General features: G+C 35.9%; 15 protein-coding genes. All 15 read right to left on the bottom strand.

The window, feature by feature from the left end:
• Positions 1-16: 16 nt before the first annotated feature.
• The 15 genes from IYQ23_RS01450 to rfbB all read right to left on the bottom strand — a co-directional run bounded on the left by IYQ23_RS01450 (position 17) and on the right by rfbB (position 14,874).
• Positions 17-1,237: an ABC transporter ATP-binding protein gene (locus tag IYQ23_RS01450; protein ID WP_003040182.1), complete on the bottom strand. Its 1,221-nt coding sequence runs from the start codon at positions 1,235-1,237 to the stop codon at positions 17-19.
• Positions 1,237-2,043 carry an ABC transporter permease gene (locus IYQ23_RS01455; protein WP_003040405.1) on the bottom strand — a complete coding sequence of 269 codons (807 nt, stop codon included), beginning with the start codon at positions 2,041-2,043 and terminating at the stop codon, positions 1,237-1,239. The genes IYQ23_RS01450 and IYQ23_RS01455 overlap by 1 nt, the downstream gene beginning before the upstream one ends.
• 2 nt (positions 2,044-2,045) lie before the next feature.
• Complete coding sequence (locus tag IYQ23_RS01460; protein ID WP_049533021.1) at positions 2,046-2,981, bottom strand: glycosyltransferase family 2 protein; 936 nt, start codon at positions 2,979-2,981, stop codon at positions 2,046-2,048.
• Entirely contained in the window at positions 2,978-4,126 is a 1,149-nt protein-coding gene (gene cps2T, locus IYQ23_RS01465; RefSeq protein ID WP_195673877.1) for a beta 1-4 rhamnosyltransferase Cps2T, read from the bottom strand. Before cps2T ends, IYQ23_RS01460 begins: the two co-directional genes overlap by 4 nt.
• A gap of 107 nt (positions 4,127-4,233) precedes the next feature.
• Positions 4,234-5,085, bottom strand: coding sequence for a dTDP-4-dehydrorhamnose reductase (rfbD, locus tag IYQ23_RS01470; RefSeq protein ID WP_003025193.1), 852 nt, complete (start codon positions 5,083-5,085; stop codon positions 4,234-4,236).
• 72 nt (positions 5,086-5,157) lie between these two features.
• Positions 5,158-6,084, bottom strand: a complete 927-nt coding sequence (locus tag IYQ23_RS01475; RefSeq protein WP_117644614.1) for a glycosyltransferase family 2 protein — start codon at positions 6,082-6,084, stop codon at positions 5,158-5,160.
• Positions 6,085-6,186: 102 nt separating this feature from the next.
• Positions 6,187-6,837 (bottom strand): excalibur calcium-binding domain-containing protein, encoded by a 651-nt coding sequence (locus IYQ23_RS01480; protein ID WP_049533017.1) that lies wholly within the window; start codon positions 6,835-6,837, stop codon positions 6,187-6,189.
• A gap of 25 nt (positions 6,838-6,862) precedes the next feature.
• Entirely contained in the window at positions 6,863-8,377 is a 1,515-nt protein-coding gene (locus tag IYQ23_RS01485; RefSeq protein ID WP_229311906.1) for a DUF2142 domain-containing protein, read from the bottom strand.
• A 64-nt stretch (positions 8,378-8,441) separates the two neighbouring features.
• A complete protein-coding gene (locus tag IYQ23_RS01490) occupies positions 8,442-9,443 on the bottom strand; it encodes a glycosyltransferase family 2 protein (protein ID WP_059220593.1) in 1,002 nt (333 codons plus the stop codon).
• A gap of 2 nt (positions 9,444-9,445) precedes the next feature.
• Complete coding sequence (locus IYQ23_RS01495; RefSeq protein ID WP_195673878.1) at positions 9,446-10,714, bottom strand: lipopolysaccharide biosynthesis protein; 1,269 nt, start codon at positions 10,712-10,714, stop codon at positions 9,446-9,448.
• A complete protein-coding gene (locus IYQ23_RS01500) occupies positions 10,698-11,039 on the bottom strand; it encodes a DUF2304 domain-containing protein (RefSeq protein WP_003037340.1) in 342 nt (113 codons plus the stop codon). The genes IYQ23_RS01495 and IYQ23_RS01500 overlap by 17 nt, the downstream gene beginning before the upstream one ends.
• Before the next feature lie 7 nt (positions 11,040-11,046).
• Positions 11,047-11,742: a glycosyltransferase family 2 protein gene (locus tag IYQ23_RS01505; protein ID WP_003030449.1), complete on the bottom strand. Its 696-nt coding sequence runs from the start codon at positions 11,740-11,742 to the stop codon at positions 11,047-11,049.
• 118 nt (positions 11,743-11,860) lie between these two features.
• Positions 11,861-12,451 carry a class I SAM-dependent methyltransferase gene (locus tag IYQ23_RS01510; RefSeq protein WP_195673879.1) on the bottom strand — a complete coding sequence of 197 codons (591 nt, stop codon included), beginning with the start codon at positions 12,449-12,451 and terminating at the stop codon, positions 11,861-11,863.
• 319 nt (positions 12,452-12,770) lie between these two features.
• Positions 12,771-13,790 (bottom strand): UDP-glucose 4-epimerase GalE, encoded by a 1,020-nt coding sequence (gene galE / locus IYQ23_RS01515; protein WP_049508100.1) that lies wholly within the window; start codon positions 13,788-13,790, stop codon positions 12,771-12,773.
• Positions 13,791-13,827: 37 nt separating this feature from the next.
• Positions 13,828-14,874, bottom strand: a complete 1,047-nt coding sequence (gene rfbB / locus IYQ23_RS01520; RefSeq protein ID WP_195673880.1) for a dTDP-glucose 4,6-dehydratase — start codon at positions 14,872-14,874, stop codon at positions 13,828-13,830.
• Positions 14,875-14,884: the final 10 nt, after the last annotated feature.

A 14,884-nucleotide genomic window follows, 5' to 3' on the forward strand; every position in this document is an offset into this window, starting at 1 on the left:
CTCGCTTTGTAAAGTTTTATGTGTGCGATTCTTGCCAACTTCCATTTCTAACAAGTAAACCTGTTGCCGAATCTAGTGCTGATTCGTCATCCTCTGGAATATCATTCCGTTCAATAAAGACGATTGGAGCTTTTGAAGATACGGCAAAGGCTAAAACACGTTTGTCAGAATCACGAATGGTTGCTTCCAATCTTAAACGAGCATGATTTAAATAAGGAAGTTTGCATGTATAGATGACTTTCTTTTCTCCTGTTCCACTAATTTTTAAATCCATAGAATTATCATTGTAATAGCCATAATTAGTGTTTATATCAACGAACGACATAGCAATATGAGTCTCAATATCTTGAAGCTGTGTAAAAGTAAATTCAAACTTCAATTCATCGTCTGGTGTTACTTGATTTGGAGATAACAATTTTACTTCAAAATTTTCAACCAATGCAACTTGTTTCGTTTTATTCTCTGAAGCAGCAGCTTTTTCTTGTGTTGGTTGAATCGCATTATCAAAGCTATATTGATTCGCAACATCATCCGGATTTCCAATCGCCTTAATCAATCCGTCCTCAATCAAAACAGCTTTATTGCAATATTTCTTAACAGCGCCCATGTCGTGCGTAACAAGAATGGTTGTTTTCCCAGATTTTTTTCGTTCTAAGAAATAATCGTTACATTTTCTCTGGAAAGCTTCATCACCGACTGCAAGAACTTCATCAAGAATGAGAACATCACCTTGTGCTTTAATCGCGACCGAAAACGCCAAACGAACTTGCATTCCGCTTGAATAATTCTTCAGTTTTTGATTCATAAATTCATGTAACTCAGCAAAATCAACGATATCATCGTACATAGCATCAATTTCTTCTGTTGTAAAACCAAGCATGGCACCGTTCATATAGACATTTTCACGTCCAGTTAATTCTGGGTTAAAGCCGACACCAAGTTCAATAAAAGAAACCATTTTCCCATTAACAGTGACTTTTCCTTTCTCAGGGACATAAATTTGAGAAATGATTTTTAAAAGAGTGGACTTTCCTGAACCATTACGGCCAACAATCCCAAAGAAATCACCTTCTTCGACCTCAAAGTTAATATCTTTTAAAACATGTTGTTCCGTATAGCCTTTAATCCCCTTAAAATAATTGACTAAATTGGTACGTAAACTTTGCGTTGCTTCAGTAGGAAGTTTAAAATACTTGCTGACATGATCAACTTTTACTGCAATTTTTTTATCTGACATTATAAAATCTCCGCGAATCTCTTAGCATTTTTGTGGAAAATATAATACCCAATTCCAAAGATAAAGAAAGGAAGAATATAGGGTACCATAGCAACACCTTTATGACCAATTAAATCCCAGCCACGCATGCTTCCTGAAAAAACAATATAGTGCCGCAAATCTTGAATAATCTGTGCCAAAGGATTTAGCATCATGAGTTTTGCAATTGTTACCTGACCACGTTGCAAAATAAAGGTAAGAGAGTAGATAATAGGTGTCGCATACATTCCTGCTTGCATCACCACTTCCCAAATCGGACCAATATCTCTATATTTAACAAATAACGTCGCCAACACAAAAGCGATTCCTGTTGAAAATAAAATCAATTCAACAAATAATGGAATAACTGTAAGCCAGCCAATGGATACTGCTACTCCATTAACCAAAGCAAAGATGAAAACGACCAATAAATTAATAGAGTAGTTAATTGCTGCACCAACAACTGAAGAAATAACAATAATCTCTTTTGAAAAGTTCAGTTTCCGAAGCAAATCACCACGAGAAACGATAGACATCATCCCCATATTTGTAGCTTCAGAGAAGAAATTCCAAGTTACCATACCGATTAAAAGACCGATAGCATAATGTGGCGTTCCATCATCAAATCTCAAGAAGCGCACAAAAACTAAATACATAATCGTAAATAAGAGCAAGGGCTTCAAAATTGACCATAAATGCCCAATCAAGCTCCCTTGATACCGTAATTTAAAATCTGTTTTAATCATCTCGCGTAAGAGAATCATATTTTTTCGACTAAATAAGTCCATCATTACTCCTTATAAGCAAATTTTGTAAGAATGAGTGTTGTAAAGACAAAAGTGTGGAAGGCACGATTCTTTCGATAACCATATTTTTGAAGACGACGCAAGCGTTCCATAAACGGGACTTCCATGATTGTCACAAAATTTTCAATCAGTTCTTTATTTTGAGTAGCCAAAGGCAAAGCTAATAAATTCCTTGCTTGTTCTTGGCTGTCTTGAATCAATTTCCAATATTTTGCGAAGAGAATATGCGGGCGAATCCAATTTTGCATTCTTTTTCTGAGTGTTCTTGCACCTAAAACATTATTCGAATGTTGCCGATACAATTCACTTGGTCGATCTATATAGACTAAGTGGCCAAAGGCTGCTGCCAGCAAAGCCAAATACCAGTCATGCATGAGAAGATCATGAGCTTCTTGGCCTGTCCACAAGTCAGCCAGAGCTTGGTTAATCATCGAAACGCCGCCTGTAACAGTATTTTCTGTTAATTCTTGGAGCAGTTCCGTGTTTGCATGGTCAGACTGTGTACGAATCATACTTTCATGTACGACATTTAACTCTTGATCTACAACTTTTAAATCCGTGTAAACCAGCAAAGGCTGACTGGTATCGTGTTTAATCGCTTCTTCTAGCTGCATTTCTACTTTCTCAGGTAGCCAGACATCATCTTGATCGCTAAAAAAGTAAATATCTGACTCTTGATATTTCAAAAGATAAAAGAAACTTTTGATAACACCAAGATTTTCAACGCTATCAGGATTCACAAAATGAATGCGATTATCTTTTTGACAAAAATCTTGAATAATCTCACGCGTTCTGTCTTTAGAACCATCATCTCGGATTAACAGCTGCCAGTCTGTATGGGTCTGCTGCCGAATACTTTCAATTTGTTCTGCTAAAAACCGTTCACCATTGTAGGTGGACATGAGAATAGTCACTTTCATGATAAAAATAATTCCTCGTATTCACCCACAATTTTTTCCCAAGTGTAGTGTTCTTTCATGTTTTCTTTCGCAGCTTGACCTAGATCTGAAAAGTCGGACTGTTTATCTACCTGATGAATGCAATCAACTAGGCTGTTTTCTTTCTTATCCCAGTAAAGAGCTGTTTCTTTTGCCACTTGTCGGTTAAAGTCCACACCCAAGACCAAATTCAAATCTGTCTGAGCTAAGGCTTCTAAGAGACCAGGATTGGTGCCGCCGACCTCATGACCATGAATATAAGCAAACGCTTGATTGCGAATATACTTCAATAAATCTTGATCATAAACAGTACCGACAAACTTAATCCGCTCATCTCGGTCAAAATTTGTTTTTTGTCGTAGTTCTTCAAAATAAGCATTACCTTGATGATTGCAGACAATCAGCAAGTCTCGTTGCGTCTGTGACTTCATAAACTCACGAATGATGATTTCATAGTTATTTTCTGGAACAAAACGCCCAACAATCAAATAATAACCTTTTTCCTTACTTGCCCACGTGTCAAAAAAGTGGCGAACTTTTTCATCCTGAGCAGTTAAAGATGACAAGCGCAAATCGGTCCCATAGGCAATAAAGGTGGTTTTAGCCCACGGATAAGCTTTCTGGATATAGCTTTCAATTCCTTGATTGTCCGAAATCACCAAATCGGCATGCTTGGTCATCACTTTCTCAGAATATTTGAGGTAATTTTGAACGGGCTTAGACCACTTAGCGCGTTTCCACTCAAGTCCATCAGGATTGATATAAAAGATACCACCAGCATGGTGAATTTTTCGAGCAAAAGGTGCGATAAAAGTTCCAATTGTATTTCCTAGGATATAGAAAATAGGACGCTCAATCTGTTGTTGCTTGACTAATGTAAGTGCGTAGTTGATTGCTATCATATCATAAGCAATAACACGAGCTGGACCAAGTTTTGGTGCTTTAATCGTAAAACAATCTACGCCTTTGTAATCAAAATGATGATAAGCTTCATCATCTGATAAACAAGCTACATGGTATTGGATTTGAGGAGATATACGGTTCTCCACTAATTTCTCAACAAAGGTTTCAAACCCACCATATTTAGCAGGAAGGCCACGACTTCCGATGATGAATACATGTTTCATGATTTCCCTCAATTCAAGATTTTGCAATCTAATCTATTATATCACTTTATAAATCGTTTGTGTAACATAAAATAGAAAAGAAAAGCAACCTTTCGGCTGCTTCTACCTTATTTCTTTCCTTGTTTATAAAATTCCTTGAGGGCATCTTGCCAAGTTGGGATGACAAAGCCTGTTGCCTTAGCTTTAGCTAGACTCATGGTAGAATTGAGTGGCCGCTTCGCTTTCGCTGGAAACTTACTAGAGTCCACTGGCAAAACTTCGACATCTGTATCTTTTAAGATTTCCACTGCAAAATCATACCAAGTCGTATCTTCTGTGGCATCATTTGACAAATGATAATAGCCAAATTCTTTTTGATTTTCTGCTAAGTACGTCATAAATTCAGCCAACGTACGCGTCCAAGTTGGACGACCGTGTTGGTCATTCACAACAGTCAAAGTTTTATGTGTTTTCGCTAAATTCTGCATAGTGAAAACAAAGTTCTTTCCATAATTTCCAAAGACCCAAGCTGTGCGGATAATGTAGAAACGGCTAGAATATTTCTCAACCAATTCCTCTCCCATGCGCTTCGTGCGACCATATTCTGTCTGAGGGTCTGGTTGATCATCTACTTCCCATTCCTGCCCAACTGGCTTATCTCCAGCAAAAACATAGTCTGTAGAAATGTAAACAAGTGTTGCACCATGCTTTTCTGCTGCTTTAGCAACATTTTCAGTTCCTGTGACATTGATTGCATAATCCAGTTCTTTACCTTCATCTTCTGCTGCGTCCACAGCTGTATAGGCAGCACAGTGGTAGACAAGACTTGGCTTCACTTCTGCAAAAACCTTCTCAACCATTTCGGCATTTGTAATATCCATTTCTGCCACGTCAACTGCCACATACTCTTCGTTGCGTTCATCTAAAAGATAACGAAGTTCTGTCCCAAGCTGTCCGTTAGCCCCTGTAATTAAAATCATTTGAAATTCCTTTCTGAATAATAAACATTCAATAAATTCATTATATCAAAAAAAGCAGAAAAAATCTGCTTTCTACTTGCTCTTCTCTTTAATCACGTAAATTGGTCTTTTTTTGGTTTCCATGAAAATTTTCCCAATGTATTTACCAAGAATGCCAATTGTCAACAACTGAAAACCACCTAGAAAAAGAATAATCGACACCATAGAAGGCCAGCCAGATGTTGGATCGCCAAAAATCAACGTACGAACAATGACAATCATGATAAGGAAGAATGCCAATAAACAGGCAGCAACACCTCCCAAAAAAGCTATTGTCAAAGGGGCATCTGAAAAGTTGATAATCCCTTCTAAAGAATAATTCAATAATTGCCAGAAACTCCAACTGGTTTTTCCTGCAACTCGTTCTACATTCTTATATTCCAAATATTCCGTTCTAAATCCAACCCATGCAAATATTCCCTTGGAAAAACGATTGTACTCAGAAACTTCTAAAATGGCATCTACCATTTGTCGGCGCATGAGACGGAAATCCCGCGCACCGTCCACCATTTCAACTTGACTAATTTTATTGATCAATTTATAAAACATCTTAGCAAAAAAGCTACGAATTGGAGGTTCTCCATCACGCGTTGTCCGTCGTGTCCCCACACAATCCAAATCTGGATTCTTCTCCAGCATGGATTTCATTGTAAGTAAAAGTTCCGGAGGATCTTGCAAATCCGCATCCATGACAGTCACTAAATCACCAGTTGCATGTTTGAGACCCGCATACAGAGCTGCTTCTTTTCCAAAATTTCTCGAAAAAGAAAGATAACGAACACTATTATTTTTCTGATTGAGTTCTCGTAAAATAGCTAAGGTTCTATCTTTTGAGCCGTCATTGACAAAGATGTATTCAAAATGATCATTTAGCTGAAATTTAATTTTTTCCATTTCCGCATAAAACAACGGAAGCGACTCTTCCTCGTTAAAACAAGGAACGATGATTGAAATTGTCATTTTAGCCTCCTTATGTCGTTAAATATATTCTAACATAAAAATAAAAAGTTAGGAATAAAGCCTAACTTTAAAAGGACTATTTAAAAATAAATGATTTGCTAACTATTCACAAGCGACCCCATCTCCATCTCTATCCAATTTACTACTATAACCAGGCTGTCCACGATAAATAGGAGTTACACCGGCTCTTCGAGCAGCTTCACAATTTGGATACATTTCTGGATTAGCTATATTTCCTGAATTAGAAGACGATTGATGAGAGGTTGGAGCTCCTAACCCAATAGCATACCAACTAATACCTTCATAACGCCAACCAACGTTAGTTAAATGCACTTTTTCTGCTTCAGATAATGTGTAATGATGACTACCTGCTCTAGCATTTGGATTATAAAGTCTATACAATGGATACTGGCCAGAAGATTTCCAAGCCACTCCTTCATATCTCCATCCTGACTTAATCAGAAAATCTCTTTCATTAGCATTCAAAGTATAATGATGATCGCCAGCATTAGGATTGTACATTCTATATACATCTTGTCCTTGCAAAGGAGCAACCCAACCACTCCCCTCATAACGCCAGCCAACTCTTGAAAGCATTTCTTTTTCATTCCAATTAGCTGTATAAAAATGTTCGCCACTATTTGGATTATACAGACGGTACATTTCTAAGCCTTCATTGTCAGCGCTAGCCTTTTCAACTCCTAACAGTGTCATTAATATCAATAAAACAAAACCGCTTAGTGCTTTTTTCATTTTACATCACTCCTAACTTTAGCTATCAAATTTTAAGACCATAATATTGAAGTACTGTTAACACAACAGACATCATTATAAAGACCAATGCAATAAATAAAACAAAGGTATCTCTTTTCTCCTCTTCTTCTGAAGAGAGTGTAGGGTATATCGGCACAAATAGCTTAATACTATTAAACGTTAAACCTAAAAGTAAGATAACCCCAGTAAAATATCTACCTTGAACACCTTGAATAGCAATTTCATTAACTTTCCCCCACATTAAATAGGCTGTCATCAAAATGCCAAACGTAATTCCAACACCGACTAAAAAAGTTCCATATTTACTAATTTTAGGTAAAGGATTATATTGAGGTATCATAAATATGACACAACTGATAAATATTAAATAGAACCATAGTAAGTTTCCTAAACCATAGGTTAACCAGCCAAATGTAAACAGGGAAGGGATTTTATTTGGAATTAAATTCACCCACTCTTGCACAATCATTCTTGAAAATTCATTCATATGTCCTATTGTGTATTTAATCTTTTCAACTGGGTTTACATCAGAAGTTACCTGATTCATATTAATATTACTAGATAAACGCAACCAAAAGAAGCTTAAAATTCCTACTAGCAAAATGAGCCCAATAATAAATACATAAGTATACCGATCTGGTAATTTCTTTTTTGGTATAAATAATAACAATCCTATCAATAATACATATGGCAATTTCATGGTAGTCATTATTAAACATAATGTTGCAAATAATAGAATATCTAATAAAGAAACCTTATCTTTTTGAACATACTCACAAAACAAAGCAATAATCAAAAAGAGAAACCCGTTCACCATACCGTCTGTACTGAAAGAAGATGCTAAATATACACTCATTGGTAGCATCCCTAGACTTGCGAACAATAATTCTTTCCCCTTAGCTTTTTTTATAGCTAACCTAATTAACAACGCATAAGCCAAAAGATTACATAAACGCCCTAAAATGATTGAAGATAGAACACTTGATCCTAAAATCTTAGCGATTGTCAAGCCAAATACTTGGGGTAAATAAGGAATAAACGATGAAGCATTCGTTGCTAAAAATTTAGGATAACGTGCAGTTTGTGAAGAGGTCTTAACTTTATCTAACCCAGAATGTATCAACGGTTTTTTAAATACTTTTTCAGCTTCTACAGCATCCTTAGAAACTCTAAACTCTGAAGACTTTTTGGGAAGATAGAGGTGCGCTTCTGATATGTACAAAGCTCTTGAATAATGAGCAGTCTCATCAGGAACATCTAAAACAGGAGTTAAAATAACAAAAAGCCCCCCCGAAAAAAGAATACTCCAAAATACCTTATTATGCAATTTTCCAGGTAAACAAATAGTTATGCTAAATACCAAACCTGTTATAAACAATAAAGTCCTTGGAATGGTAGCCGTTGAACCACCTAAATAAAAATAAGTAAGGAATAACAGGCCCCATAATCCAAATAAATATTTCCAGCGTTTTGTTATATTCAATACAAAAGAATAAAACCAGTCTTTTATATTGAACATAAACGACCAATTAATAGACTTCTTTATCACAATTACCCATTCTCCAATCTTTTTTAATAGAATATTAGCGTTTTTTTGCCAACAATAATAACCCAAACCACTCATTCTTCAATACTTTTAAAAACAATGGTACAACATAAGCTAGTTTAGAGTGAATATTTACTTTTTGTACACCTCGTTTGATATATTTATTCTTTTCCCAGTTTTTTCCAAAGTACCTATCCATAAAGAGGATAATATCTTTAAAATCTTGTTTCTTCACTTCTGGATATTTCAACAATCTATAGGTATGACCAACACATAGATGTTCCAAGGCCAAATATTGTAATTCTTCTTTATATTTATCAAAATCATCACCAAATAAAGCAAACAGATACTCTAAAGCATCATAGATATCAAAAATATTTGACTTGCTTGAATTCATGATTGAACCAGAAGTATCAACTGTATATCGGTATAAATATTTTTTTATATAAGAAATACTAGTGCATTTTGAAGTCATATAGGGCATTAAGGCAACATCTTCATAAATTTTCCCTTTTGGAAAATAATTGAAATCAAAAAAATGTGACTTATAAATTCTAGTCCAAGAAGCGTGTTTTGTTAGCATGAATAAACGAATATTATTATCTGAATCTTTACTATCATTAAAGAAAGGATTGACATTTAAATGTTTTATCAATTTCTCATCACTATCAATTAAATCAAAATCAAAATAAATAACATCATTTCCTTTTGCTAACAAAAACTCCGTTAAATAATTAGGATATATACAATCATCTGGATCAATAAAAGTGGTATATTCACTATCACAAACTTGATTTAATCCATAGTTTCTTGCATCTGACACTCCTCCATTTTCTTTTGAAAACAGTTCAATAAATGGATATTTTTCAACATATTCCTTAATAATCTCTTCCGAATGGTCTGTACTCCCGTCATTAACACAAATAACGCGGATCGCGCATTTCTCTAAATTGTCTTGATTGACAATACTATCTAAGCATCTTCTTAAATATTTTTCTGTATTATAAACGGGAATAATGACAGTTAAATCATATTTCATTCTTATTTCCTTTTTCTCCCAGCTACCATATAAATGCCAAAAATACCAACTAAATAAGCGGTCATAACAATCAGAAAGCTGAGTGCTGCACCTAACATACGATAATGATAAATAAATGGTTCTGTTACCAACTTAGTGATAACTAATAAAACGATATATAAACCTACTAATAAGTGTTGCTTTCGAACAATGGTTAGAATATTTTCAAAAACAATGGCTAAAGCATATAAAACTCCTGCAAAGATTAGAATTGCAAAAGGAAGAGTGTATTGTGATAACGCCACTCCAAATACCAAACTAAGAATTGGGGTGCCTATGAAGTAAGCCACTATCGTAACGGCTATCCCACCTATAAATAAATAGAGCAAGAGTTTTTTCACAATTAGAGAAAATTCTACATACTTTTCTCGATTCCACAAAATAGCCATTTGGGTTATTAGGGGTCTAACCATTAAAATGATGAGACTCATAAAAAAAACAGGCATAAAAAGAATGTTAAAATCACGTTGCATGCCAGTCTGCAAAACTCCTTGATTTAGGCCTTTTTCAATAATAATCTTAGGCTCGTTTAAAATATATAATAAAATAAATCCATTCACAAATAATGGCCAACAAGCCAAAAAAATATCTTTTATATCTTTTTTGTAATTGCTAGAGAAGAGTTCTTTCCATTGAATCGTTTCAAGATATTTAAGAAAACTGGTTTCATAAAAAATGATAACTAAGCCATTCCAAATGACTAAAGAAAATAAACCTACAATCACAGACTTCGAAAGCAAAATACTAAGAAACAGGACAACTACACTAGTGGAATAACGGTAAAACATTGTTTTCCCAGCTATATCCATACGTTCTCTTTGTTGAAATAAGCCTTGAAATAAATCAGATACCGCATCCCACATACGATACAAAATCATTAAAAATGTCAGTAAAATCGTTTCAAAAGAATAACGGCCTTCTCCGACAATATATAAATAGGGATACAATGTGACCAACATCGCTAAAATTGTTATCAACCTAGTTTGAAAATATCCTATGAAAGAATGCTTTTGATTCACATCCGTTCCTTGATAATTTCTGACTTGGAAAAGTCCGATAACAATCCAAAGAGTCCCAATGGAATTCGCCAAGCTAAATTGGTCTGCTACTTTGGCAGAAGTTAATCTTGTTACAATCAGTAGATAAAGGACAGAAACTCCTGAAGCTGCTAAATTCCCCAGTAAATTCCAAAAATAAATCTCTTTAGCAGAAGGATTAGTTTTTATTTTCATCTTTCTCCCTCAGTGCGATTGTTTGAACTAAATTTTTAAATTTCGTATCTAATTTAGATAATCTAAGAGTGAGTTGGAATTGATTGATGAGCAATAAGAAAATGACAAATAAAAAGATAAAATTGACTGCTGATACAATTCCTAATGCACTTGCGATAGCTTCTGCTAGACCTGGGAAAATGCTAAATACTAATAAAATTAAAGAGAAAAATACCCAAAATATAGCATCGTTGATTTGAACTTGTGATTTTCGAATGCTACGTAAAATAAAGGCACAAGTCATAATAGAGACAAAAATCAATACAATTTGAAACCAAATAGTCATTTAATGTCTACCCTCTCTTTCTGAAATTCTGAATAATCAAGATAGATACAAACATGTGCGTCATATATTGAATAGAGCGAGAAAGTGTCAGATAACTCTCACCAGCTTGTCTCTCTTCCATTCGCACTTGGGCTTCTGCTACTTTCACACCATGACGAATTAGATATGAGACGGTATCTGGCTCAGGTCCATAATTGATATTGAGAGCAAATTCTTTGATAAGTCCTTCAGAAAACATCCGCATACCAGAGGTTGGATCGTTGATTGTCTTTCCTGTGGTTAATTTAATGGCTGCACTAATGAGAATATTCCCCATCATCCGCAAAGACGTTTCGCGCTTTTCCGTCACAAAACGAGATCCAATAACCATTTCATAGCCTTCGTTCATTTTTGCTTCTAAAACTGAGATATACTCAGGCAAATGTTGACCATCTGCGTCAAACTGCACTGCTTTTTTATAGCCTTGCTCATAAGCATATCTAAGTCCTGTTTGAAATGCGCCTGCCAATCCTAAATTGACCGGCAAATCCACAATATTATAACTGTTTGCATGGCAAATGGCTGATGTTCTATCTTTTGAACCGTCATTGATAATCACATAATCATACTGTGAATAATTCCTGATGATATTGTTGACAACATTCTCAATAGAGCCTTCTTCATTGTAGGCAGGTATAATAATCAATAAATCCGAAGATTTCACTTAATCTCATTCTCCTTCAAAATCATATAACCCCATTATACTATATCCACGCGGCATTTTCTACTATTTCCATAAAAGAATCAAGAAATTTACTATAAAGACAAACCAAAATCACTCATCATGCAAACGAGTGATTTTGTGCTAATGTCAAGAAAAGCTCTGCATAATTCTCTAAAAAGAGTTCCTCTGCACTATAAATTATCTGAGATTTGACGGATGAGAAGCCACTTTGAGACAGTTTTCCTTCCAAGTCAGCAAGATGAAAGCCATGATGATTTACGTCTGTTTTAACAAAATCTGCAATAAAAAGCTGTCCGTCCTCTACAAGATGATTTCTAAACATCGCTAGAGTCTTCTCAACATTTGGCATATGATGAAGAACACGACTAACCACGATGATGTCAAATAATTGGTCTAATGGGTTTGTCAACAAATCCTGCTGCAACAAATAAACATTATCAATGGCTTGCTTTTCCACTTTTAGGCGAGCTTGATCAAGCATTTTATCTGAAATATCAACAAGCATGACTGACTTGGATTGTGCCGCTAATGGCAGAGTCACCAAGCCTGTACCACCGCCAAAATCCAAAATGCGCTTGTCAGAAAAATCTACTATTTGTTTTTCCACTTCCTGGCGAATGAGATCAGCAATAAATATATTTTTTGGAGAATCAAATGATTCTGCTTTATGATTAAAATGATGTTCCATATTTTTAGTTTAACAGAAAGTAAATCATTCTTCCAGAAAAATGCTTAACTGGTTTTCTACTTTTTTAGTAAGCTTACTTTCAAGTCATCACGCAAAAACCTCAGAACAGTGAATTCTGGTCAACTTCCACAAGGCTGATTAAGTACTTCTTACGAGTGTGACTAGGAAACAAAATTAACCTTACCTCGCAAGCATTATTCGCAACTTCAACGCAATGTTTTGAGCAATCAACTACTGTGCATCAAGATTATTTCTATTTAAAAAGCGAGGCTGAGAAACTATTATCTCAACCTCGTTTATTATTTGACATATTTTTTATTTAGTCATCAAATCCATTTGGGTGTTTGCTTTGCCAATGCCAAGCGTCTTGGCACATGCGTGTAATATCAAATTGTGCTTCCCAGCCTAATTCCTCCTTTGCTTTTGTAGAGTCGGCATAGCAAGTTGCAATGTCACCAGGGCGGCGGTCAACAATCTTGTAAGGAATTGGTTTTCCGACTGCTTTTTCCATATTTTGGATAATTTCTAAAACAGAATATCCTTTACCGGTACCAAGGTTATAGATATTTAGACCAGCAGTTCCTTCAATTTTTTGCAGAGCAGCCACATGTCCTTTTGCCAAATCCACCACGTGAATATAGTCACGAACACCGGTACCGTCAACTGTTGGATAGTCATTACCAAATACTTGCACTTCTTTTAATTTTCCAACAGCAACCTGCGTCACGTATGGCAAGAGATTATTTGGGATGCCATTTGGATTTTCACCCAAATCACCACTTTCATGAGCACCAATTGGATTAAAATACCGAAGCAAGACAACATTCCAGTTTGCATCAGCTTTGTAAATATCCGTCAGCATTTCTTCAATCATCAGTTTTGTACGTCCGTAAGGATTGGTGACTGACAGAGGAAAATCTTCTAAAATTGGAACGGTATGAGGATCGCCATAGACAGTTGCAGAAGAGCTGAAAATGATATTTTTGCAATTGACTTCTTCCATGACGCGTAGCAATGTCAACGTTCCTGTAATGTTGTTTTCGTAATAAGTCAGCGGAATTTGTGTTGATTCACCGACTGCTTTCAACGCCGCAAAATGAATCACGCCTGTTGGTTGTTCTGCTTTAAAGATTTCAAGTAAGACCTTCTTATCACGAATGTCCACTTGATAAAATGGAATTTTTTGACCAACAATTCGTTCTACAACTTCTACACTTTTTTTACTGCTGTTCACTAAATTATCAACAATAACAACTTCGTGTCCAGCATTGACTAACTCAATAACGGTATGCGTTCCGATAAATCCGGCTCCACCTGTTACTAAAATTTTATGTTTCATGATTCTCCTTTTAAGACAAAACTTCAATAGTTACTTTTTATTTTAATACTTTTTGAGTCTTGGCATAGTTGGCTTCGACAGCTTCCTTTTCAGCTTTCCACCAATCTTGGTGATCTGTGTACCACTTGATTGTTTCTTTCAATCCAGCCTCAAAGTTGGTAAATTCTGGTTTCCAGCCTAGTTCATTACGCAACTTGCTAGCGTCAATAGCATAGCGCAGGTCGTGACCCGCACGGTCTGTTACATGGTCGTAAGCGTCAGCTGGTTGTCCCATTTCTTTAAGAATGAGTTCTAGCACTTCTTTGTTGTTCTTCTCACCGTCTGCACCAATTAGGTAGGTTTCACCGATTTTCCCTTTTGTGAGAATGGTCCAAACCCCTGATGAATGGTCATTGGTATGAATCCAGTCACGAACATTCTTTCCTTCACCATAAAGTTTTGGACGAATGCCTGAAAGGATATTGGTAATCTGACGCGGAATGAATTTTTCGATGTGTTGATATGGTCCGTAGTTGTTTGAACAGTTAGAGATGGTGGCCTTAACACCGAAAGAGCGCACCCAAGCCTTGACAATCAAATCAGAAGCTGCCTTAGTTGAAGAATAAGGCGAACTTGGATTGTATTTGGTTTCTGGGGTGAATTTTTCGCCTGGTCCTTCACCATGCCCCGGAAGATCTTCACGAAGAGGAAGGTCTCCGTAAACTTCGTCAGTCGACACATGGTGGAAACGAATGTCGTATTTACGAGCTGCTTCAAGAAGCGTATAAGTTCCAACAAAGTTCGTATCGATAAATGGACGAGGATCATTTAGCGAATTGTCATTATGGCTTTCTGCCGCATAGTGAACAATTGCATCCGCATTCTTAGCTACTTGATCAACAATTGCTGCATCTGCAATATCTCCAACGACTAACTCCACGCGATCACCTAGAATTTCTTTAATGTTAGCTCGGTTACCAGCATAAGTTAGCTTATCCAGAACCGTGATATGCACATCTGGAAAGTTATTGTACACATAATGGACAAAGTTAGAACCGATGAATCCTGCTCCACCTGTCACTACAATATTTTTATATTCAGTCATGAAAAGATTT

Source organism: Streptococcus sp. HF-100 (assembly GCF_015594635.1).
Taxonomy (GTDB): Bacteria; Bacillota; Bacilli; order Lactobacillales; family Streptococcaceae; genus Streptococcus; species Streptococcus vaginalis.